Genomic DNA, 21,430 nt, shown 5'->3' with positions numbered 1-21,430 from the left:
CATACAGTGAGCGCACAACAAAAACAGAGAACCCCTCACCATGACTATCCCGAAGGCGTCACCGCAGCGGCCCGAAGATGAAAATCTGGGCGTCGCCGCCAACATGGCTTACGGCCTGCAGCATGTGCTCACCATGTATGGCGGCATCGTCGCCGTGCCGTTGATCGTCGGCCAGGCAGCCGGTTTGTCGCCGGCGGATATCGGTCTGCTGATCGCTGCATCGCTGTTTGCCGGTGGCCTGGCCACGCTTTTGCAAACCCTGGGCCTGCCGTTCTTCGGCTGTCAGTTGCCGCTGGTGCAGGGCGTGTCGTTCGCGGGTGTGGCGACCATGGTGGCGATTGTCGGCAGCGACGGTGCCGGTGGTGTGCCAGCGATTCTCGGGGCGGTGATGGCCGCGTCCTTTATCGGTTTGTTGATTACCCCGGTGTTCTCAAGGATCACCAAGTTTTTTCCGCCGCTGGTGACGGGCATTGTGATTACCACCATCGGCCTGACCCTGATGCCTGTAGCGGCGCGCTGGGCCATGGGTGGCAACAGCCGGGCGGCAGATTTTGGCAGCATGTCCAACATCGGCCTGGCCGCACTGACCCTGGTGCTGGTGCTGCTGCTGAGCAAGATCGGCAGCGCAACAATCTCTCGCTTGTCGATCCTGCTGGCCATGGTGATCGGCACGGTGATCGCGGTGCTGCTCGGCATGGCGGACTTCTCTGGCGTCATGCAGGGGCCGATGTTCGGTTTCCCCACACCCTTTCACTTCGGCATGCCCACCTTCCATGTTGCGGCGATCATTTCCATGTGCATCGTGGTGATGGTGACGCTGGTGGAAACGTCGGCGGACATCCTGGCGGTGGGTGAGATCATCGACACCAAGGTGGACTCCAAGCGCCTGGGCAACGGCCTGCGTGCCGACATGTTGTCGAGCATGTTTGCGCCGATCTTCGGTTCGTTTACCCAGAGCGCATTCGCCCAGAACGTCGGCCTGGTGGCGGTGACAGGGGTCAAGAGTCGGTTTGTGGTGGCCACTGGCGGAGTGTTCCTGGTGGTGCTCGGCCTGTTGCCGTTCATGGGGCGAGTGATCGCGGCCGTGCCCACCTCCGTGTTGGGCGGCGCCGGGATTGTGTTGTTCGGCACAGTGGCGGCCAGTGGGATTCGCACGCTGTCCAAGGTGGATTACCGCAACAACATGAACCTGATCATCGTTGCCACGTCTATCGGCTTCGGCATGATCCCCATCGCCGCGCCGAGCTTCTACGATCAGTTCCCAAGCTGGTTCGCGACCATCTTCCACTCGGGCATCAGCTCGTCGGCAATCATGGCGATATTGCTGAACCTGGCGTTCAACCACTTCACCGCCGGCAACTCGGACCAGCAGTCAGTGTTTGTGGCGGGGACTGAGCGCAGCTTGTGCTTTCGCGACGTGGCTGCGTTGCGCGATGGGGATTACTACCGGGGTGGGAAGTTGTTTGATGCCGAGGGCAAGGAAATTCCCCTGGTAGCAGATACCTCAAAGAAAGCCGCAAAACCCGAAACCACTGAGGTTTAAACAGGTAGGAGCGAGCTTGCTTGCGAAAAACGTCAACGATGACGCGTGCTTCCTGAATAAACACGGCGTCTGATAGTTTTTCGCGAGCAAGCTCGCTCCTACAGAGGGCGGATTTCAGCCGGCCTTGAGGGCTTTGTGCGGCAACGAACACGCCTCATCCAGAAACTTCACCACCGTCCCCATGCACGCCTGGCGCTCTTCCACATGGGGCATGTGACTGGAGTCTTCAAACAGTGCCCAGCGCACGTCCGATATCTCATCCAGGAATGGCTTGACCACCAACGGTGTGGCTTCGTCATGTCGACCGGAAATCACCAGGGTTGGCACCTTGATGGCTGACAGGCGGCCGATCACATTCCAGTCCTTCAAGCTGCCAATCACGTGGAATTCGGTCGGGCCGCTCATGGCGTGGTACACCGTCGGGTCGGCATCCACCTGGGCGAAGGTGCGTGCCACTTCTTCGGGCCACGGGTTGACCCGGCACACATGCTGGTCATAGAAAATCCGTGAGGTCGCCAGATATTGCGGGTCTTGGTAGGTGCCGGCCTGCTCGTGCTTTAGCAGGGTTTCATGCACGCCTTCAGGCAACAGCTTGCGCAGGCGGTTGGCTTCGCTGACCCAGGTGCGCATGCAGGTGGGGGAGTTGGCAGGGATAAACGCGCGCAGGCCCTTGGGTTGCAAGATCGCGTGTTCGCTGCCAAGCATGCCGCCCCAGGACTGACCGAGGATCGCGTAGTTCTCACTGATTTGCAGGTGGTCCAGCAGGTTGTTCAACTCGTCGAGGAACAGGCCGATGGTCCAGAACGACGGGTCTTTCTCCGGCAAGTGCGTGGACCGGCCGTTGCCCAACTGGTCGTAGTGGATGACCGCGTGGCCGCTGGCGGCGACGTCCTTGAAGGCGTCGACGTAATCGTGGGTGCAGCCCGGGCCGCCATGGATGATCACCAAGGGCGTACGGCCTGTGGTCAGGTCGCCGGTGACGCGATACCAGGTCTGATAGGCGCCAAAGGGCGCGTAGCCTTCGCGAACTTTTTCGATGAATTCCATTTCGTACCCTGCTCTGAAAAAAAGGATCAGGGTTACGATAGTCTGAACAAAAAGTTTAGGTAACTAGCAAAACAGATAGGTTTTTGCCGAAAGCTCAACCTTCCAGCAAGCGGTAGTGGGTGGCGCGAACCACGGCCTGAACACGGTTCTTGGCGCCCAGTTTGTGCATGGCCGAGGCCAGGTGCAGAGTGACCACCGCCAGGGAGCGGCTCAATTGCGTGGCGATTTCGGCGGCGGTCAGGCCTTCAGCCGCCCATTTCAGGCATTCGCGCTCGCGCTTGGTCAGGCGTATGTGCGGATAAGCCCGCACCTCCTTGCTGAACAGCGGGTAAGCCGCTTCCTGGAGGGCATGGGTAATCAGGCTGAAATCGGCCAGCGTATGTTGGGCGTCCTTCAATACCGTGCGCGCCTTGCCGGTGCGCAACCCGGTCAGCGAGGCGAAGCCGCCCCGGGGCAGATGAATCGGCACGCTGACGCCGCAGGTCAGCTGACGCTCATGCAGATAAGAAGAAACGGGGGCGTGGCAGGGGTCGATGATCTTTTGCAGGGCCGTCTCAGTCTTGGCCTCATAGGACCAGACAAACGGCGACACTGTGCTCAGCGCCAGGTGTTGCACCGGGTCGATCTGGTAAAACCCTTCGCTGCACCATAAGGCGTGCCAATCGCTCGGTGTGTTGCGCAGTTGCAACAGCGAGGGCGTGATCAGTGCGCCGTTGAGGTCGATGGGCACTGGGGTGTAGTCATACACCAGGGCATCGAAGCCCAGTTGTTGGGCAAGGATAAACGTATTGTCCATCTGTTCATCCAGGCTCCTGCCCGGTATGAGGCGATTATTGAAGGCGGTCAGCTTGGCCAGCATCCGTTCTGCTCCCGAATTCATTTGAATCTCGACTTGCTGCAAGTAGAATGCCACGCCCCGGCGAAGGACTGCCAGGCCAAACCTATAAGAAATACTAGGTTATGGACGCACGGCATCCTCGGTAGTGTTGACCTGATAAACGGCCGCTACCCGCCAGGCCGATACAACACAAGGAATGTATGCATGTGGCGTGAAATTGCCCCCGACCAGCAGTACAACGTGCAAGTCGACGGCCATAACCTCGTGGTCTACAGCTTTGGCGAAGGCGATGAGGTGCTGCTGTGTCTCAACGGCGGGCCGGGCCTGCCGTGTGACTATCTGCGCGACGCCCATGGCTGGCTCAAAGCACATAACCTGCGAGTGGTTGCATTCGACCAGCTTGGCACGGGCGCATCAGCCAGACCGACCGATGCCTCACTGTGGGAAATCCGCCGTTATGTCGAAGAAGTCGAGACCGTGCGCCAGGCGCTGGGCCTGGGCCGCGTGCATCTGCTCGGGCATTCCTGGGGCGGTTGGCTGGGGATCGAATATGCCGTGCATTATCCCGGTGCGCTCAAAAGCCTGATCCTGGAAAACACCGTCGGCGACATTCCCCACCTGTCCCAGGAACTGGAGCGCCTGCGTGGCGCCCTGGGCAGCGAAACCGTGGCCATGATGCAACGCCACGAAGCCATGGGCACCCTCGACCACCCGCAGTACCAGGCCGCCATCACCTTGCTCAACTACCGCCACGTGTGCCGGCTCGACGAATGGCCAGAGCCGGTCAAGCGGTCCCTGGGTGACTGGAACATGGGGCCTTACGAAACCATGCAAGGTCCCAACGAGTTCCTCTATATCGGTAACCTCAAGGACTGGAACCGCCTCAAGGAAATGGCCGAGTTCACGATGCCGATCCTGATCACCACCGGCCAGCATGATGAACTCACCCCCGCCTGTGCGATGCGCATGAAACTTGCAGCCCCCCACGCCGAGTTGCATGTGTTCCCCAACAGCAGTCATATGCCTTTTTACGAGGAGCCACAGGCGTACTTCCCGGTGCTGCTGGACTTTCTCGCTCGCCACCGAGGCTGACGCATGAACCTGGCGCGCTACCGTTTTGTGTTGTCCCGGCCCCTGCAATTGCTGCCGGTGCTGCTGGGCATCAGCCTGATCACCTTCGTGTTGGTGCGCTCGATTCCTGGCGACCCGGCGCGTGCCTTGCTGGGTGCGCGCAGCACGCCGGATGCGCTGCTGAAGATCCGCGCCCAGTTCGGCCTCGACCAGCCCTTGTGGCTGCAATACTTTTACTTCCTGAAAAACCTGCTCAAGGGCGACCTCGGCCAATCGCTGCTGTACAAGGTCGACGCCCTCAAACTGATCGTCACCCGCATCGAGCCGACGCTGGTGCTGGTGCTGGGCAGCGTGGTGCTCGCTTTGTTGATAGCGGTGCCACTGGCAACGATTGCGGCGCGCCAGCAAGGCCGTTGGGCGGACAAGCTGATCCGCGTGTTCACCACGGTCGGCCTGGGCATGCCGGCGTTCTGGCTGGGGTTGATGCTGATCCTGCTGCTCAGCGTGAAATGGGGCTTGTTCCCGGTGTCCGGTTACGGGCGCACTTGGCTGGATAAGGCGCACCACATGCTTTTGCCATGCCTGACTATCGCCCTGGCGCTGTCGGCGGTGCTGGTGCGCAACCTGCGGGCGAGCATGTTGATGGAGTTGCAGGCGGATCACGTCATCGCCGCACGTGCACGCGGGCTGGCGGAAGGCGCGGTGTTTCGCCGGCATGTACTGCCCAACGCCCTGGTGCCGGCGGTCAACCTGCTGGCCGTCAACATCGGTTGGCTGATCAGCGGCACGGTGGTCATCGAAAGCCTGTTCGCGATTCCAGGCATCGGCCAGTTGCTGGTGCGCGGCATTTTCACCCGTGACTACATGGTGGTGCAGGGTGTGGCGATGGTGCTGGCCTGTGCCACGGTGGTGGTCAACTTCCTGGCCGACCTGGTAACCGTGGCCCTCGACCCACGGGTGAAGATGCAATGAGCAGTCGCCCCCTGATCGCCCCGTGGCGCTTGCGCCTGCGCTTTGGTTTTCGCAATGGCCGGCTGACCGCCGCATGGGGTTTGTTGATCCTGTTCGCGTGGTTGGCCCTGGCGCTGTTTGCGCCGTGGGTCGCGCCCTATGACCCTATCGCGCAGGACACCAGCATGAGTTTGCTGGCCCCCAGCCTTGCCCATCCGTTGGGTACGGACAATTACGGCAGGGACATCCTGTCGAGGGTGATCTGGGGGGCGCGCATCGACCTGCAGTTGGCGGTTATCGGGGTGATCTTCCCTTTCATCATTGGCACCTTTATCGGTGCGGTCTCGGGTTATATCGGCGGGCGCTTCGACAGTGTCTGCATGCGTGTGATCGACGTGGTGCTGGCGTTCCCGTTCCTGGTGCTGATGCTGGCGATCATGGCCATCCTCGGGCCGGGCTTGCAGAGTTTTTACATCGCCATGGCGCTGGTGGGCTGGGTGTCGTATGCGCGCCTGATTCGCTCGCAGATCCTGGTGCTCAAGGAAAGCGAGTTCGCCCTGGCCGCCAAGAGCCTGGGCTTTGGCCATGGACGCATTCTGTTCCGGCATTTGTTGCCCAATGCGCTGTTTGGCTCCATCGTGTTTTCCATGTCTGACGCGGTGCTGGTGCTGCTCAACGGCGCCGCCGTCAGTTACCTGGGCCTGGGGGTGCAACCACCGACCGCCGAATGGGGGACGATGGTGGCCGAGGGGCAAGCCTTTATCACCACCGCCTGGTGGATCTGTACCTTTCCGGGCCTGGCCATCGTGACCTTGGCCATGGGCTTCAGCCTGTTGGCCGATGGTGTTGCGCAGGTATTGGGGGATCGCTCATGAGCCTGCTGAAGGTGCGCGACCTCAGTGTGATCGCCAACAACGCCGGGCGTGAGGTCACCTTGGTGGACCGGGTGTCTTTCGACCTGGCCGAGGGTGAAATCCTCGGCCTGGTGGGCGAGAGCGGTTCGGGCAAGACCATGGCCTGTCGCGGCCTGATGCGTCTGTTGCCATCGCCCAACCTGCGGGTGCAGGGCGGCGCGGTGCAGTTGGCCGGCCAGGACCTATTGGCACTGGATGATGCCGGCATGCGTGCCGTGCGCGGCGGGCAGTTGGGCATGGTCTTCCAGAACCCCAGCAGCCACCTCGACCCGTTGATGCGCATCGGTGAGCAGATCGCCGAGGGCATCCGCCTGCACCAAGGCGCGTCGAAAAAAGACGCGCGCTTGCAGGCGATCGAGGTATTGCGTCAGGTCGGGATTCCCGACCCCCAGGCGCGGGTCGACAACTACCCCCATGAGTTTTCCGGTGGCATGCGCCAGCGCGCAATGATCGCCGTGGCCCTGGGCTGCAACCCGAAGGTGTTGATCGCCGACGAACCGACCACGGCCCTGGATGTGACGGTGCAGGCGCAAATCCTGCGGCTGTTGCTCGACCTGCGCGACCAGCGTGGCCTGTCGATCATCATGATCACCCATGACCTGGGCGTGGTGGCGCAAACCTGCGATGCCATCGCCGTGATGTACGCCGGGCGCCTGTGCGAGCACGGCAGCAAATACGAACTGCTGGCCCAACCGCAACATCCGTACACCGCCGGCCTGATCGACTGCCAGCCGGCCCATAGCAGCGGGCATGCGTTGTTGCGCACCATTGCTGGCCAGCCGCCGTTACTCGACGCACTGCCCGACGGCTGCCGCTTCCACCCGCGCTGCCCGCAGGCCGGCGCTTTGTGCACCGAGTTGCTGCCCCAGGGCGCACGCGTGGCCTGTCACTACCCGTTGGGAGCGCGCCCATGAGCTTGTTACAGGTCAAGGATCTGGAAGTACGCTTTGCCGCGTCCGGCAGCGGCCTGTTTGGCCTCAACCGCCAGTGGGTGAGGGCGGTGAACGGGGTGTCGCTGAACCTCGCCGCCGGTGAAACCCTGGGTTTGGTGGGCGAGTCCGGCAGTGGCAAGAGCACCCTGGGCCGGGCCATTCTGCACCTCAACCCGATCAGCGCAGGGCAGGTGTTGTTCGACGGTATCGACATGGCCCATGGCAGTGCCATCGACATCGCCCGGCTGCGGCATGAGACCGCGATGATTTTCCAGGACCCCTACGCCGCGCTCAATCCACGGCACAGCATTGGCGAAACCATCGCCGAGGTACTGCGTGTGCAGCGTAAGGTGGCGGCGCAGCAGATTCCTGATCGTGTGAATGAGTTGCTCGAACTGGTCGGCTTGCGTCCTGAGCTGGCTTCACGCAAGCCCGGCTCGCTCAGTGGTGGCCAGTGCCAGCGCGTGGGTATCGCCCGGGCGCTGGCAGTGGAGCCGCGCCTGATCATTGCCGATGAATGTGTGGCCGCGCTGGATGTGTCTATCCAGGGCCAGATCATCAACCTGCTGCTGGAACTGCAACAGTGTATGAACCTGGCGATACTGTTTATCGCCCATGACCTGGCCATCGTAAGGCGCCTATGCGACCGCGTGGCGGTGATGTACCTGGGCAAGATCGTCGAAGAAGGCCCGGTGGAAGCGGTGTTCACCGCGCCCCGTCACCCGTACACGGCGGCGCTGATCCAGGCCATCCCGGAGATCGATCCGCACCGGCCATTGCCTGCGCAGCCATTGCCCGGCGAACCGCCTAGCCCGCTGAATCTGCCGACAGGCTGTGCCTTTCACCCGCGTTGCCGGTATGCGCAAGCCATGTGTTCCTCGGTATTGGCCCCCACCCATTTCCAGCACGAGCATCGGTACAGTTGCGTGCTTGAAGACCCTTTGCTTTGACCCTCTGCCATTCATTAACAAGGAGTTGTGATATGCACTCGCGCCACTTGAAATTGCTCGCCGCCGCTACCCTCACGGCCTGGTCGCTGACCGCCGGCCTGGCCCATGCCGCCGGTGTGCTCACCATCGGCTGCCGTGAAGACAGCACCACTTTCGACCCGATCAAAAGCGCGCAAAACCGCGACACCTGGGTATTCGCCAACGTCTACGACACCCTGGTGCGCGTGGATAACCTGGGCACCAAGATGGAACCGGGCCTCGCCGAAAGCTGGGACATTTCCAAGGATGGCCTGACCTACACCTTCAAGCTGCGCGAGGCGAAGTTCTCTGACGGCTCGCCGATCACTGCCGCCGACGCCGCGTTCAGCCTGCTGCGCATCCGCGACAACAAGGCCTCGTTGTGGAGCGACCCGTTCAGCCTGATCAACACCGCCACGGCCAGCGATGCCAAGACTCTGGTGGTCACCCTGAAAACCCCGGCTGTGGCCTTCCTCTCGCAACTGGCGTCGCCAACGGTGTCGATCCTGTCGGAAAAAGCCATGACCAAGATGGGCGAAGACGCCTACTCGGAAAACCCGGTGACGTCCGGCGCGTTTACCGTGGACGAGTGGCGCAAGGGCGACCGCGTGATCCTGAAGAAAAACCCGAATTTCTGGCAGGCCGGCAGCGTGAGCCTGGACGGCGTGGAATGGGTGTCGGTGACCGATGACAACACGCGCATGCGCATGGTGCAGAACAACGAACTCGACACGGCGATCTTTGTACCGTTCTCCCGCGTGGAAGAGCTGAAGAAAGACCAGAACGTGGTGATCCACGCCGACCCGTCCACCCGTGAAGATCACCTGTTGATCAACCACGAGCACGGCTTGTTGGCCAAGCCGCAAGTGCGCCAGGCCCTGGACATGGCCATCGACAAGCAATCGCTGGTCAAAGCCGTCACTTACGGTCAAGGCACCGTGGCTTATTCCTACATTCCAAAGGGCTCGCTGTACCACTACGCCAACAACCTGCAACGCCCGTACGACCCGGCCGAAGCCAAGAAGCTGCTGGCCGCTGCGGGTGCCCAGGACTTGAAGCTCAACTACGTAGTCAACGCCGGCAACGAGGCCGACGAGCAGATCGCGGTGATCATCAAGGACCAGCTAGCCAAGGTCGGCGTGACCGCCAACCTGCAGAAAGTCGACCCCACCCAAAGCTGGCAGATGCTGGTGGACGGTGAATACGATATTTCGGTGATGTACTGGACCAACGATATCCTCGACCCTGACCAGAAAACCACCTTCGTACTGGGCCACGACACCAACCAGAACTACATGACCCGCTACAAGAACGACCAGGTCAAGGCATTGGTGGCGGCCGCGCGGATCGAGGCAGACCCGGCCAAGCGTGAGCAAATGTATGTGGAGTTGCAGAAGCTGGCCAAGCAGGATGTGAACTGGATTGACCTGTACTACAGCCCGTACATCAACATCTCACGCAAGAACATAAGCAACTTCCTGCAGAACCCGTTGGGGCGCTTCACCCTTGAGGAAGTGGTCAAAAATTGAGTTTTTAACTACACCACAACGCAATGTGGGAGCTGGCTTGCCTGCGATGGCGATGGAATATTCACCACCGCTATCGCAGGCAAGCCAGCTCCCACCTTTGTTTTGCGGTGTGTCAGGGCTTATTGCGCATCGAAGGCCTGGCCATTGATGCCGGCACTGTCGGGTCCCATCAGGTACAGGTACACCGGCATGATCTCTTCCGGCGCCGGCCTTTCCATCGGGTTTTCCCCTGGGTACGCCTGGGCGCGCATGCTGGTGCGGGTGCCGCCCGGGTTGATGCTGTTGGCGCGCACTGCGGCCACATCTTCCAGCTCATCGGCCAGGGTTTGCATCAGCCCCTCGGTGGCGAACTTGGACACGCCATAGGCACCCCAATAAGCACGGCCCTTGCGCCCGACACTGCTGGAGGTGAACAACACCGACGCGTCCTGGGACAGTTTGAGCAGCGGCAGCAAAGTGCTGGTCAGCATGAACATCGCGTTGACGTTGACGTGCATCACCCGCATGAAATTCTCGCCGGACAACTGCTCGATGGGCGTGCGTGGGCCGATGATCGAGGCGTTGTGCAACAGGCCGTCGAGGTGGCCGAATGCCTTTTCGATCATCGCTGCCAGCTCATCGTATTGATGGGGCAGGGCGGTCTCCAGGTTGAACGGGATTACCACCGGCTGTGGGTGGCCCGCGGCTTCGATCTCGTCATACACCTGGGCCAGGTTGGCTTCGGTCTTGCCCAGCAACAGCACGGTGGCGCCATGGGCGGCATAGGTCTTCGCCGCTGCCGCGCCAATCCCGCGACCGGCGCCGGTTACCAGGATGGTCCGGCCTTTGAGCAGTTCTGGCGGTGCAGAGTAATCAAACATAAATAGCCTCGACAAAATTCAAGGTGATACACCACTTGAAGTGGAATCCATTTCCTGTGGGGGCTGGCTTGCCTGCGATGGCGGACTAACTGCCGCCAGATGTGCTGGCTGGCAGGCCGCTATCGCAGGCAAGCCAGCTCCCACATTGATCTCAGCGTTGTTGAGATCTTCGAACAATCAGCAACTGCACAGCGCGTTATCCAGCACCTTGCGCAATTCCAGCGGGTGATCCACCACCACATCCGCGCCCCAGTGGCGGGGGTTGTCATCCGGGTGGATATAGCCATAGGTGACCGCCGCCGTGCGCGTACCCGCGTCGCGGCCGGATTCGATGTCGCGCAGGTCATCGCCCACGAACAGCACGCTGGCCGGGTCCAGGTCGAGCATTTTGCACGCCAGGATCATCGGCTCCGGGTCCGGCTTGCTGTTTTTCACATGGTCCGGGCAGATCAGCACGGCCGAGCGTTCGGCCAGGCCCAGGCGCTGCATGATCGGTTCGGCAAAGCGCACCGGCTTGTTGGTGACCACGCCCCAGATCAGCTTGGCTTTCTCGATGTCTTCCAGCAGTTCGGCCATGCCGTCGAACAGTTTGCTGTGCACCGCGCAGTCCTTGAGGTAGCGCTCCAGGAATTCCTGGCGCAGCTCTTCAAAGCCTGGGGATTCAGGATCCATCGAGAAGGTCACGGCAACCATCGCCCGGGCACCGCCGGAGATTTCATCGCGGATGTGCTGCGGGTTGATCGGTTCCAGGCCTCGGTCGGCGCGCATGGCCTGGCAGATGGCGATAAAGTCCGGCGCGGTATCCAGCAGGGTACCGTCCATGTCGAAGAGAACCGCTCGCAACTTCACAGGCTTACTCCTCGCGCAGGGTCTGGATCATGTAGTTGACGTCAACGTCGTTGGCCAGCTTGTAGTGCTTGGTCAGCGGGTTGTAGGTCAGGCCGATGATGTCCTTGACGGTCAGCCCGGCCTGGCGGCTCCACGCACCCAGCTCGGAAGGGCGAATGAATTTCTTGAAATCATGGGTGCCACGCGGCAGCAGCTTCATGATGTATTCGGCGCCGATGATCGCGAACAGGTAAGCCTTGGGGTTGCGGTTGATGGTGGAGAAGAACACCTGGCCGCCGGGCTTGACCATACGGAAGCACGCGCGGATCACCGAGGACGGGTCTGGCACGTGTTCGAGCATTTCCAGGCAGGTGACCACGTCGAACTGCTCGGGCATTTCTTCGGCCAGGGCTTCGGCGGTGATCTGGCGGTACTCCACGCTCACGCCGGATTCGAGCTGGTGCAACTGGGCCACGGCCAGCGGCGCTTCACCCATGTCGATGCCCATGACGGTGGCGCCGCGCTGGGCCATGGCTTCGCTGAGGATGCCGCCGCCGCAACCGACGTCCAGCACCTTCTTGCCGGCCAGGTTGACGCGCTCGTCAATCCAGTTGACCCGCAGTGGGTTGATATCGTGCAGGGGTTTGAATTCGCTCTCGCGGTCCCACCAGCGGTGAGCCAGGGCTTCAAACTTGGCGATTTCGGCGTGATCGACGTTGCTCATGGTGAATCCTCTGAATCTGATAAGTCGGTGTGTCGCGGCTGAACCCAAGGCTTCAGCCGCGTCGTTATTCGCTGTGCCCGCTGATGCGTTGGCCCCAGGCAATGGCCGTGGCGGTCAACTGTTGTTCATCCATGCGGGTCAATTGCCGGTCGTCGAGCAATGGCTTGCCGGCAACCCAAAGGTGTTTCACGCAATCGCGCCCGGTGGCATATATAAGCTGTGAGACCGGATCGTAGATCGGTTGTTGCGCCAGCCCGGAAAGATCAAAAGCGACGATGTCTGCCGCCTTGCCGACTTCCAGGGAGCCAATCTGGCTGTCCAGGCCCATCGCCCTGGCGCCGTTGAGTGTGGCCATGCGCAGGGCGCGGTGGGCATCCAGCGCAGTGGCCGAGCCGGCCACGGCCTTGGCCAGCATCGCCGCCGTGCGGGTTTCGCCGAGCAAATCCAAGTCATTGTTGCTGGCAGCGCCGTCGGTGCCGATGGCCACGTTGACGCCAGCCTGCCACAAGCGCTCCACCGGGCAAAAGCCGCTGGCCAGTTTCAGGTTCGATTCCGGGCAGTGAATGACGCTGGTGTTGCTTTCTACCAGTAAAGCCAGGTCGTCTTCGCTGATTTGGGTCATGTGCACGGCCTGAAAGCGCGGGCCCAGCAGGCCAAGGCGAGCCAGGCGCGCCAATGGCCGCTCGCCGGTCTGCTCGACGGCTTGCTGCACTTCAAAGGCAGTTTCGTGAACGTGCATATGGATCACGGCGTCCAGCTCTTCGGCGATCACCCGGATCTTTTCCAGGTTGGCATCGCACACGGTGTAGGGCGCGTGGGGGCCGAAGGTGATTTTGATGCGCGGGTGGTGCTTGAGGTCGCCGAACAGCTCGATACCCTGGCGAATCGCCTCGTCGGCACTGCTGGCGCCGGGGATCGGGAAGTCGAGGATCGGCAGTGCGATCTGCGCACGCATACCGCTGTTGTGCACGCAGTCACTGGCGACCTTGGGGTAGAAATACATGTCCGAGAAGCAGGTGATGCCGCCCTTGATCTGCTCGGCAATGGCCAGGTTGGTACCGTCACGCACGAACGCTTCATCGACCCACTTGGCTTCGGCGGGCCAGATGTGCTTTTCCAGCCAGGTCATCAGTGGCAAATCGTCGGCCAGGCCGCGGAACAGGCTCATGGCTGCATGGCCGTGTGCATTGACCAGGCCGGGGCTGAGCAGCATGCCGGGCAGTTCACGCACCTCTTGCGCCGCCAGCTTCAACGCCGCGTCCCGTGGCCCGATAAAGGCAATGCAGCCATCGCGGATACCCAGGCCGTGCTCCTTGAGCACCACCCCAGCGGGCTCGACGGGTACCAGCCAGGTCGGCAGCAGCAACAAGTCGAGCGGGGCGGCAGTGGAGGTCATCGCAGGCTTCTTCCCAGGCAGCTATAAAAGAAGGGCGAAGTATACCCGAGCGTCCCGGCTGGCGGATCGCTATAATCGGCGGCTTTTGTTCATGAGTGCGGGGTAAGGGATGCGCGACCGACTGTTGGCTGCAGAGAACGTGAAGGCCATCGAATGGCGTGATGGCGCGCTGCACCTGCTCGACCAGCGTGTTTTGCCGTCCCGGGAGCACTGGGTGGCCTGCGGTACCGTTGAAGCGGTGGCTGACGCCATTCGCACCATGGTGGTGCGGGGCGCACCGGCCATCGGCATCTGCGCTGCCTATGGCTTGGTGCTCGCCGCCCGCGAGCGCATCGCCGAGGGCGGTGACTGGCAGGCCGCGTGGGAAGAAGACTACGCCTTGCTGGCCCACACCCGGCCGACCGCATCGAATTTGTTCTGGGCCTTGCAGCGCATGCGCGACCGCCTGGATCACCTCAAGCAGGACGCCGACCCGCTGGTGGTGTTGGAGGCCGAAGCCGTCGCGATCCATGAGAGTGATCGGGAAGCCAATGTGGTCATGGCCCAGTTGGGTATGGAGCGGATTCGCAAGCATCAGGGCAATGCCCAGGCGATCCTTACCCATGGCAATGCCGGCGCGTTGGCTTCCGGCGGCGTTGGCACAGCCCTCGGGGTGATTCACGCGGCGTATCTGGAGGGGTTGGTCGAGCAGGTCTATGTCAATGAAACCCGCCCATGGCTGCAAGGCTCGCGTCTGACGGCGTGGGAGTTGGCGGGCCAGGGCATCCCGGTGGCGGTGAATGCCGACTCCGCCGGGGCGCATATCCTCAAGACCAAAGGCGTGACCTGGGTGGTGGTGGGTGCTGACTGTATTGCGGCCAATGGCGATGTGGTCAGCAAGATCGGCACTTATCAACTGGCCGTCTGTGCCATGCACCATGGCGTGCGCTTTATGGTGGTGGCGTCAAGTTCGACCCTCGATTTGATGATGGCTACGGGGGAGGATGTTGCGCTGGAGCAGCGCGATATGGGTGAGTTGCTTGAGGTTGATGGGCAGCGGTTGGATATCGCGGCGCTCAACCCTGTATTTGATGTGACGCCTGCGGACCTGATTGACGTGATCGTCACCGAAAAAGGCATTGTCGAGCGGCCAGATACCGCAAAACTGGCCAAGTTGATGTGTCGTAAGCGGCTGCATTGAGTATGTGGGTGCCTGTGGGGGCGCCATCGCAGGCAAGCCAGCTCCCACCTTTAACTGTATTCACAAATCAAAGGTGGGAGCTGGCTTGCCTGCGATCGGCCCTTGAAGTCAACAAAACGTCTGCATTCCACCCTCGCAAAAAAGCACCATCGCGCCTCTGAGCCCCTCTCGTCCCCTTCAAGCCTGTCATCCGTCAAATTACTAGCCTCCATGCGCATCAGGGGGATAGGTGCGTGGCGGCGATTGTGATAACATCCGGCGGTTTCCAGGGCTGCCCCGAGGGGTTGCCTATAACGTGCAGATCCGTGTCATAACTCGTTGATTTGTCGTAAGTCGTTGTCAGGCACCGTGCCGGCAGCGGCGAGCTTCGTTCGTCCCGAATGGATGTGACGAGGTTTCACCCGAAAAAGGAATCAGGCTTCTCATGGGCGAACTGGCCAAAGAAATCCTCCCGGTCAATATCGAAGACGAGCTGAAACAGTCCTACCTCGACTACGCGATGAGCGTAATTGTCGGTCGGGCACTGCCTGATGCGCGCGATGGCTTGAAGCCCGTGCACCGGCGTGTGCTGTTCGCGATGAGCGAGCTGGGTAACGACTGGAACAAGCCGTACAAGAAATCTGCCCGTGTTGTCGGTGACGTGATCGGTAAGTATCACCCTCACGGCGACACTGCGGTGTACGACACCATCGTTCGGATGGCGCAGCCGTTTTCCCTGCGCTACCTGCTGGTAGACGGCCAGGGCAACTTCGGTTCGGTGGACGGCGACAACGCCGCGGCCATGCGATACACCGAAGTGCGCATGACCAAGCTGGCGCACGAGCTGCTGGCCGACCTGCATAAAGAAACCGTGGACTGGGTGCCGAACTACGACGGCACCGAAATGATCCCGGCTGTCATGCCCACCAAGATTCCCAACCTGCTGGTCAACGGTTCCAGCGGTATCGCCGTGGGCATGGCCACCAACATCCCGCCGCACAACCTCGGTGAAGTCATCGACGGTTGCCTGGCCCTTATCGACAACCCTGAGCTGACCGTCGATGAGCTGATGCAATACATCCCGGGCCCGGACTTCCCGACCGCCGCGATCATCAACGGTCGCGCCGGCATCATCGAAGCCTACCGCACTGGCCGCGGGCGCATTTACATGCGTGCCCGCTCGATGATCGAAGACATCGACAAGGTCGGTGGCCGCCAGCAGATCGTCATCACCGAACTCCCTTACCAGCTGAACAAGGCACGCCTGATCGAGAAGATCGCCGAGCTGGTTAAAGAGAAGAAGCTGGAAGGCATCACCGAGCTGCGCGACGAGTCCGACAAGGACGGTATGCGCGTGGTCATCGAGCTGCGCCGCGGCGAAGTGCCCGAGGTGATCCTCAACAACCTCTACGCCCAGACCCAGCTGCAAAGCGTGTTTGGTATCAACGTGGTTGCCCTGATCGACGGCCGCCCGCGCATCCTGAACCTCAAGGACCTGCTGGAAGCCTTCGTGCGTCACCGTCGCGAAGTAGTGACCCGCCGTACCGTGTTCGAACTGCGCAAGGCCCGCGAGCGCGGCCATATCCTGGAAGGCCAGGCGGTTGCGTTGTCGAACATCGACCCGGTGATCGCCCTGATCAAGGCCTCGCCAACCCCGTCGGAAGCCAAGGAAGCGCTGATCAGCACACCTTGGGAATCCAGCGCCGTGGTCGCGATGGTTGAGCGCGCTGGCGCCGACTCGTGCCGCCCCGAGACCCTGGACCCGCAATACGGTCTGCGTGAAGGCAAGTACTTCCTGTCGCCAGAACAGGCCCAGGCCATCCTGGAACTGCGCCTGCACCGCCTGACTGGCCTGGAGCACGAGAAGCTGCTGGCCGAGTATCAGGAGATCCTCAACCAGATCGGCGAGTTGATCCGCATCCTCAGCAGCGCCGTGCGCCTGATGGAAGTGATCCGCGAAGAACTGGAAGTGATCCGCGCCGAATACGGCGACGTGCGCCGCACCGAAATCCTCGATGCGCGCCTGGACCTGACCCTGGGTGACATGATCCCGGAAGAAGAGCGCGTGGTGACCATCTCCCACGGCGGCTATGCCAAGACCCAGCCGCTGGCTGCTTATCAGGCCCAGCGTCGTGGCGGTAAAGGTAAATCGGCTACCGGCGTGAAGGATGAGGACTACATCGCTCATCTGCTGGTCGCCAACAGCCACACCACGCTGCTGCTGTTCTCCAGCAAGGGCAAGGTGTACTGGCTCAAGACTTACGAAATCCCGGAAGCCTCCCGCGCTGCCCGTGGTCGTCCGTTGGTCAACCTGCTGCCGCTGGACAGTGACGAATACATCACCACCATGCTGCCGGTCGAGGAATACACCGAAGGTCACTTCATCTTCATGGCCACCGCCAAAGGCACCGTGAAGAAGACCCCGCTGGAATCCTTCAGCCGTCAACGCAGCGTGGGCCTGATCGCCTTGGAACTGGACGAAGGCGACGTGCTGATTTCCGCAGCCATCACCGATGGCGAGCGCGAAGTCATGCTGTTCTCCGATGGCGGCAAGGTCACACGCTTCAAGGAATCCGACGTACGAGCCATGGGCCGTACCGCCCGCGGTGTACGCGGCATGCGCCTGCCGGAAGGGCAGAAGCTGATTTCCATGCTGATCCCGGAAGAAGGCAGCCAGATCCTCACCGCTTCCGAGCGTGGTTATGGCAAGCGTACCGCCATCAGTGAGTTCCCGGAGTACAAGCGTGGCGGCCAGGGCGTGATCGCCATGGTCAGCAACGACCGCAACGGCCGTCTGGTCGGCGCGGTGCAGGTGCTCGATGGCGAGGAGATCATGCTGATTTCCGACCAGGGCACCTTGGTGCGTACCCGTGTGGCGGAAGTGTCGAGCCTGGGCCGTAACACCCAGGGCGTGACCCTGATCAAGCTGGCCAAGGACGAAAAACTGGTCGGCCTGGAGCGTGTGCAGGAGCCTTCGGAAGTCGAAGGTGAAGAGCTCGAAGGTGAGGAATTTGAAGGCGAGGTGATCGCAGCTGGCGATGACAACGTTGACGAGCCAACCCTCGACGCTGCCGCAGACGAAGAAGAACCGCAGGAGTAAGCGGACACACAGGGGGCGGATGAAGATTCGCCCCCTTGTTGTTTGTCCCGTATGAAATACAGCGCCCTTTGCCTGGACGCGGTCCATGTGGGAGCTGGCTTGCCTGCGATACAGGCGCCTCGGTCATTCAGTGATACCGCGGCGCTGCTATCGCAGGCAAGCCAGCTCCCACAGATGTCCGCTCCAGAACGAGGGCGTTGCTGACATGATTGCAGCCCCACCAGATCAGAGTGAGATTGGATGTGAGCAAGAGAGCCTATAACTTCTGTGCCGGTCCCGCGGCGCTTCCTGAAGCAGTCCTGCAGCGTGCGCAGGGTGAACTCCTCGACTGGCATGGAAAAGGCCTCTCCGTGATGGAAATGAGCCATCGCAGCGATGAGTTTGTGTCCATCGCCACCAAGGCCGAGCAGGATCTGCGCGACTTGCTGGACATCCCCTCCGACTACAAAGTGTTGTTCCTGCAAGGCGGCGCGAGCCAGCAGTTCGCCCAGTTACCGCTGAACCTGCTGCCAGAAGGCGGGACTGCCGACTATATCGACACCGGTATCTGGGGTCAGAAGGCTATCGAAGAAGCCTCGCGCTACGGGCATGTCAATGTGGCAGGCACCGCCAAGCCCTACGACTACTTCGCCATTCCCGGTCAGAACGAGTGGAAGCTGACCAAGGACGCGGCCTACGTTCACTACGTCGCGAACGAAACCATCGGTGGCCTGGAATTTGATTGGGTGCCGCAAGTCGGTGACGTTCCGCTGGTGTGCGACATGTCCTCGGACATCCTCTCGCGCCCGATCGACGTGTCCAAGTACGGCATGATCTACGCCGGCGCGCAGAAGAACATCGGCCCGAGCGGCATCCTGGTCAATATCATCCGCGAAGACCTGCTGGGCCGCGCCCGCTCGGTGTGCCCGACCATGCTCAACTACAAGGTCGCGGCCGATAACGGCTCGATGTACAACACCCCGCCGGCGTTTGCCTGGTACCTGTCGGGCCTGGTGTTCGAATGGCTCAAGGAGCAGGGCGGCGTGGCGGCCATGGGCAAGCTCAACGAAGAGAAGAAGCGCGTCCTGTACGACTTTATCGACGCCAGCGGCCTGTACAGCAACCCGATCAACCTCAGCGACCGCTCGTGGATGAACGTGCCGTTCCGCCTGGCCGACGACCGCCTGGACAAGCCGTTCCTGGCCGGCGCCGACGCGCGCGGCCTGCTGAACCTCAAGGGCCACCGCTCGGTGGGTGGCATGCGCGCCTCCATTTATAACGCCGTTGACATCCACGCCATCAATGCGCTGGTTGCCTACATGGCAGAGTTCGAGAAGGAACACGGCTAATGTCTGAGCAAGAACTCAAGGCCCTGCGCGTACGCATTGACAGTCTGGACGAGAAGGTCCTGGAACTGATCAGTGAGCGCGCGCGCTGCGCCCAGGAAGTGGCCCGGGTGAAAATGGCGTCCCTGGCGGAAGGCGAAGTGCCGGTGTTCTACCGGCCCGAGCGTGAAGCCCAGGTGCTCAAGCGTGTGATGGAACGCAACAAGGGCCCGTTGGGCAACGAAGAGATGGCGCGATTGTTCCGTGAAATTATGTCCTCGTGCCTGGCGCTGGAGCAGCCGCTGAAAGTGGCTTACCTCGGCCCTGAAGGCACCTTCACCCAGGCGGCAGCCATGAAGCACTTCGGCCATGCGGTGATCAGCAAGCCGATGGCGGCCATCGACGAAGTCTTCCGTGAAGTCGCGGCCGGTGCGGTGAATTTTGGCGTGGTGCCGGTGGAAAACTCCACCGAAGGCGCGGTCAACCACACGCTGGACAGCTTCCTTGAGCACGACATGGTCATCTGCGGTGAGGTGGAGCTGCGTATCCACCACCACCTGCTGGTGGGTGAAAACACCAAGACCGACAGCATCAGCCGTATCTATTCCCACGCCCAGTCCCTGGCCCAGTGCCGCAAGTGGTTGGACGCCCATTACCCGAATGTAGAGCGCGTTGCGGTGTCCAGCAACGCCGAGGCGGCCAAGCGGGTCAAGGGTGAGTGGAACTCGGCGGCGATTGCCGGCGATATGGCTGCCGGCCTGTACGGCCTGACGCGCCTGGCCGAAAAGATCGAAGATCGCCCGGATAACTCCACGCGCTTTTTGATGATCGGCAGCCAGGAAGTGCCGCCCACCGGCGACGACAAGACCTCGATCATCGTCTCCATGAGCAACAAGCCCGGCGCGCTGCATGAGCTGCTGGTGCCGTTCCACGACAACGGGATTGACCTGACGCGCATCGAGACTCGTCCTTCGCGCAGCGGTAAGTGGACCTACGTATTCTTTATCGACTTCATGGGCCATCACCGCGACCCTCTGGTCAAGGGCGTGCTGGAGAAAATCAGTCAGGAAGCCGTGGCACTCAAGGTGCTGGGCTCTTACCCGAAAGCGGTTTTGTGAGGCTTTGACATGAGTGGCAACTTCCTCGCCCTGGCGCAGCCGGGCGTGCAACAACTCTCGCCTTACGTTCCAGGCAAGCCTGTGGACGAACTGGCCCGCGAGTTGAATCTGGACCCGTCCAAAATCGTCAAGCTGGCGAGTAACGAAAACCCGCTGGGCCCGAGCCCAAAAGTGTTGGCGGCGATTCGTGAAGAGCTGGCCGAACTGACCCGTTATCCCGATGGCAACGGTTTTGCGCTCAAGTCTTTGCTGGCGGACAAGTGCCGGGTCGAGCTGAACCAGGTGACCCTGGGCAATGGCTCCAACGACATCCTTGAGCTGGTCGCCCGTGCTTACTTGGCGCCAGGCTTGAATGCGGTGTTCAGCGAGCACGCGTTTGCGGTCTACCCGATCGTGACTCAGGCGGTGGGGGCGGATGCTCGCGTGATTCCTGCCAAGGACTGGGGCCATGACTTGCCGGCGATGCTGGCGGCCATCGATGCCCAGACTCGCGTGGTGTTTATAGCCAACCCGAACAACCCGACCGGCACCTGGTTTGACGAGCAGGCACTGAACGAATTCCTGCAGGACGTGCCGGGGCATGTGCTGGTCGTGCTGGACGAAGCCTACATCGAGTACGCCGAAGGCAGCGACCTGCCCGATGGCCTGGATTTCCTCGCGGCCTACCCGAACCTGCTGGTGTCGCGTACGTTCTCCAAGGCTTATGGCCTGGCGTCGTTGCGGGTCGGTTATGGCTTGTCCACGCCCGTGGTCGCCGATGTGCTGAACCGCGTGCGCCAGCCGTTCAACGTTAACAGCCTGGCCCTGGCGGCCGCCTGTGCGGCGGTGAAGGATGCCGAATACCTGGAAGAAGGCCGTCGTCTCAACGAAAGCGGCATGCTGCAATTGCAGGAAGGCTTTCGTGAGCTGGGCCTGGGCTGGATTCCGTCCAAGGGCAACTTCATCTGCGTCGACCTCGGCCAGGTGGCTGCGCCGGTGTTCCAGGGCTTGCTGCGCGAGGGCGTGATCGTGCGCCCGGTGGCCAACTACGGCATGCCGAACCATCTGCGTATCACCATCGGTCTGCCGGCTGAGAACAGCCGCTTCCTTGAGGCGTTGGCCAAGGTTCTGGCCCGTGGTTGATGTCACTGCATTGCAACCTGCTGTGC

Annotated in this window: 18 protein-coding genes; 12 read left to right on the top strand and 6 right to left on the bottom strand. The window is 61.5% G+C overall.

The features are described 5' to 3' along the window. Positions 1-40 precede the first annotated feature (40 nt). Positions 41-1,543: a nucleobase:cation symporter-2 family protein gene (locus GIV26_RS14175; protein ID WP_032892803.1), complete on the top strand. Its 1,503-nt coding sequence runs from the start codon at positions 41-43 to the stop codon at positions 1,541-1,543. Positions 1,544-1,657: 114 nt separating this feature from the next. Here the strand turns inward: GIV26_RS14175 and GIV26_RS14170 are convergent, their stop codons facing one another. Together GIV26_RS14170 and GIV26_RS14165 are read right to left on the bottom strand one after the other, a co-directional pair. Continuing rightward, entirely contained in the window at positions 1,658-2,590 is a 933-nt protein-coding gene (locus GIV26_RS14170; protein ID WP_057975713.1) for a proline iminopeptidase-family hydrolase, read from the bottom strand. Between the two features lie 94 nt (positions 2,591-2,684). Beyond that, on the bottom strand, positions 2,685-3,449 hold the full coding sequence (locus tag GIV26_RS14165; protein ID WP_054919787.1) for a LuxR family transcriptional regulator: 765 nt from the start codon (positions 3,447-3,449) through the stop codon (positions 2,685-2,687). Positions 3,450-3,632: 183 nt separating this feature from the next. Between GIV26_RS14165 and GIV26_RS14160 the strand changes: the two genes are divergently transcribed. From GIV26_RS14160 to GIV26_RS14135, 6 genes are read left to right on the top strand one after another with little or no spacing between them, the layout of a single operon-like run. Then, positions 3,633-4,520 carry a proline iminopeptidase-family hydrolase gene (locus tag GIV26_RS14160; RefSeq protein WP_034126678.1) on the top strand — a complete coding sequence of 296 codons (888 nt, stop codon included), beginning with the start codon at positions 3,633-3,635 and terminating at the stop codon, positions 4,518-4,520. A 3-nt stretch (positions 4,521-4,523) separates the two neighbouring features. Beyond that, complete coding sequence (locus GIV26_RS14155; protein WP_236281176.1) at positions 4,524-5,471, top strand: ABC transporter permease; 948 nt, start codon at positions 4,524-4,526, stop codon at positions 5,469-5,471. Further along, a complete protein-coding gene (locus tag GIV26_RS14150; protein WP_181124638.1) occupies positions 5,468-6,325 on the top strand; it encodes an ABC transporter permease in 858 nt (285 codons plus the stop codon). The genes GIV26_RS14155 and GIV26_RS14150 overlap by 4 nt, the downstream gene beginning before the upstream one ends. Beyond that, positions 6,322-7,278 carry an ABC transporter ATP-binding protein gene (locus GIV26_RS14145; RefSeq protein WP_019820646.1) on the top strand — a complete coding sequence of 319 codons (957 nt, stop codon included), beginning with the start codon at positions 6,322-6,324 and terminating at the stop codon, positions 7,276-7,278. The genes GIV26_RS14150 and GIV26_RS14145 overlap by 4 nt, the downstream gene beginning before the upstream one ends. Beyond that, positions 7,275-8,246: an ABC transporter ATP-binding protein gene (locus GIV26_RS14140; protein WP_236281174.1), complete on the top strand. Its 972-nt coding sequence runs from the start codon at positions 7,275-7,277 to the stop codon at positions 8,244-8,246. The genes GIV26_RS14145 and GIV26_RS14140 overlap by 4 nt, the downstream gene beginning before the upstream one ends. Before the next feature lie 32 nt (positions 8,247-8,278). Next, positions 8,279-9,793, top strand: a complete 1,515-nt coding sequence (locus tag GIV26_RS14135) for an ABC transporter substrate-binding protein (protein ID WP_054898619.1) — start codon at positions 8,279-8,281, stop codon at positions 9,791-9,793. Between the two features lie 119 nt (positions 9,794-9,912). On the opposite strand, the gene GIV26_RS14130 is transcribed toward GIV26_RS14135, so the two are convergent. From GIV26_RS14130 to GIV26_RS14115, 4 genes are all read right to left on the bottom strand, one after another. After that, positions 9,913-10,653, bottom strand: a complete 741-nt coding sequence (locus tag GIV26_RS14130) for a YciK family oxidoreductase (protein ID WP_236281172.1) — start codon at positions 10,651-10,653, stop codon at positions 9,913-9,915. A gap of 177 nt (positions 10,654-10,830) precedes the next feature. After that, complete coding sequence (gene mupP, locus GIV26_RS14125) at positions 10,831-11,502, bottom strand: N-acetylmuramic acid 6-phosphate phosphatase MupP (protein ID WP_034135125.1); 672 nt, start codon at positions 11,500-11,502, stop codon at positions 10,831-10,833. 4 nt (positions 11,503-11,506) lie between these two features. Continuing rightward, positions 11,507-12,205: a bifunctional 2-polyprenyl-6-hydroxyphenol methylase/3-demethylubiquinol 3-O-methyltransferase UbiG gene (gene ubiG / locus GIV26_RS14120; RefSeq protein ID WP_003189760.1), complete on the bottom strand. Its 699-nt coding sequence runs from the start codon at positions 12,203-12,205 to the stop codon at positions 11,507-11,509. Positions 12,206-12,269: 64 nt separating this feature from the next. Continuing rightward, entirely contained in the window at positions 12,270-13,601 is a 1,332-nt protein-coding gene (locus tag GIV26_RS14115) for a TRZ/ATZ family hydrolase (RefSeq protein WP_072446750.1), read from the bottom strand. Positions 13,602-13,710: 109 nt separating this feature from the next. Between GIV26_RS14115 and mtnA the strand changes: the two genes are divergently transcribed. From mtnA to hisC, 5 genes are all read left to right on the top strand, one after another. After that, positions 13,711-14,781 carry an S-methyl-5-thioribose-1-phosphate isomerase gene (gene mtnA, locus GIV26_RS14110; protein WP_236281170.1) on the top strand — a complete coding sequence of 357 codons (1,071 nt, stop codon included), beginning with the start codon at positions 13,711-13,713 and terminating at the stop codon, positions 14,779-14,781. Between the two features lie 424 nt (positions 14,782-15,205). Continuing rightward, complete coding sequence (gyrA, locus tag GIV26_RS14105) at positions 15,206-17,860, top strand: DNA gyrase subunit A (RefSeq protein WP_032892792.1); 2,655 nt, start codon at positions 15,206-15,208, stop codon at positions 17,858-17,860. 242 nt (positions 17,861-18,102) lie between these two features. After that, positions 18,103-19,188: a 3-phosphoserine/phosphohydroxythreonine transaminase gene (serC, locus tag GIV26_RS14100; RefSeq protein ID WP_034126687.1), complete on the top strand. Its 1,086-nt coding sequence runs from the start codon at positions 18,103-18,105 to the stop codon at positions 19,186-19,188. After that, positions 19,188-20,282 (top strand): prephenate dehydratase, encoded by a 1,095-nt coding sequence (gene pheA / locus GIV26_RS14095; protein WP_032902668.1) that lies wholly within the window; start codon positions 19,188-19,190, stop codon positions 20,280-20,282. The genes serC and pheA overlap by 1 nt, the downstream gene beginning before the upstream one ends. A gap of 9 nt (positions 20,283-20,291) precedes the next feature. Beyond that, positions 20,292-21,404, top strand: a complete 1,113-nt coding sequence (gene hisC / locus GIV26_RS14090; protein WP_057975720.1) for a histidinol-phosphate transaminase — start codon at positions 20,292-20,294, stop codon at positions 21,402-21,404. Positions 21,405-21,430: the final 26 nt, after the last annotated feature.

The organism is Pseudomonas sp. PA-1-3F (assembly GCF_021609665.1).
GTDB classification, from domain to species: Bacteria; Pseudomonadota; Gammaproteobacteria; order Pseudomonadales; family Pseudomonadaceae; genus Aquipseudomonas; species Aquipseudomonas paracarnis.
The sequence above is the reverse complement of the archived record's forward strand: the minus strand, read 5'-3'. Positions and strand labels throughout refer to the sequence as shown.

What these genes read in the sequence shown, in the direction of transcription:
- GIV26_RS14135 (WP_054898619.1), top strand. Translation starts at nt 8,279, where the DNA reads ATGCACTCGCGCCACTTGAAATTGCTCGCCGCCGCTACCCTCACGGCC.
- gyrA (WP_032892792.1), top strand. Translation starts at nt 15,206, where the DNA reads ATGGGCGAACTGGCCAAAGAAATCCTCCCGGTCAATATCGAAGACGAG.
- GIV26_RS14150 (WP_181124638.1), top strand. Translation starts at nt 5,468, where the DNA reads ATGAGCAGTCGCCCCCTGATCGCCCCGTGGCGCTTGCGCCTGCGCTTT.
- ubiG (WP_003189760.1), bottom strand. Translation starts at nt 12,205, where the DNA reads ATGAGCAACGTCGATCACGCCGAAATCGCCAAGTTTGAAGCCCTGGCT.
- hisC (WP_057975720.1), top strand. Translation starts at nt 20,292, where the DNA reads ATGAGTGGCAACTTCCTCGCCCTGGCGCAGCCGGGCGTGCAACAACTC.
- GIV26_RS14115 (WP_072446750.1), bottom strand. Translation starts at nt 13,601, where the DNA reads ATGACCTCCACTGCCGCCCCGCTCGACTTGTTGCTGCTGCCGACCTGG.
- GIV26_RS14170 (WP_057975713.1), bottom strand. Translation starts at nt 2,590, where the DNA reads ATGGAATTCATCGAAAAAGTTCGCGAAGGCTACGCGCCCTTTGGCGCC.
- GIV26_RS14165 (WP_054919787.1), bottom strand. Translation starts at nt 3,449, where the DNA reads ATGCTGGCCAAGCTGACCGCCTTCAATAATCGCCTCATACCGGGCAGG.
- pheA (WP_032902668.1), top strand. Translation starts at nt 19,188, where the DNA reads ATGTCTGAGCAAGAACTCAAGGCCCTGCGCGTACGCATTGACAGTCTG.
- GIV26_RS14175 (WP_032892803.1), top strand. Translation starts at nt 41, where the DNA reads ATGACTATCCCGAAGGCGTCACCGCAGCGGCCCGAAGATGAAAATCTG.
- GIV26_RS14160 (WP_034126678.1), top strand. Translation starts at nt 3,633, where the DNA reads ATGTGGCGTGAAATTGCCCCCGACCAGCAGTACAACGTGCAAGTCGAC.
- GIV26_RS14140 (WP_236281174.1), top strand. Translation starts at nt 7,275, where the DNA reads ATGAGCTTGTTACAGGTCAAGGATCTGGAAGTACGCTTTGCCGCGTCC.
- GIV26_RS14130 (WP_236281172.1), bottom strand. Translation starts at nt 10,653, where the DNA reads ATGTTTGATTACTCTGCACCGCCAGAACTGCTCAAAGGCCGGACCATC.
- mtnA (WP_236281170.1), top strand. Translation starts at nt 13,711, where the DNA reads ATGCGCGACCGACTGTTGGCTGCAGAGAACGTGAAGGCCATCGAATGG.
- GIV26_RS14145 (WP_019820646.1), top strand. Translation starts at nt 6,322, where the DNA reads ATGAGCCTGCTGAAGGTGCGCGACCTCAGTGTGATCGCCAACAACGCC.
- GIV26_RS14155 (WP_236281176.1), top strand. Translation starts at nt 4,524, where the DNA reads ATGAACCTGGCGCGCTACCGTTTTGTGTTGTCCCGGCCCCTGCAATTG.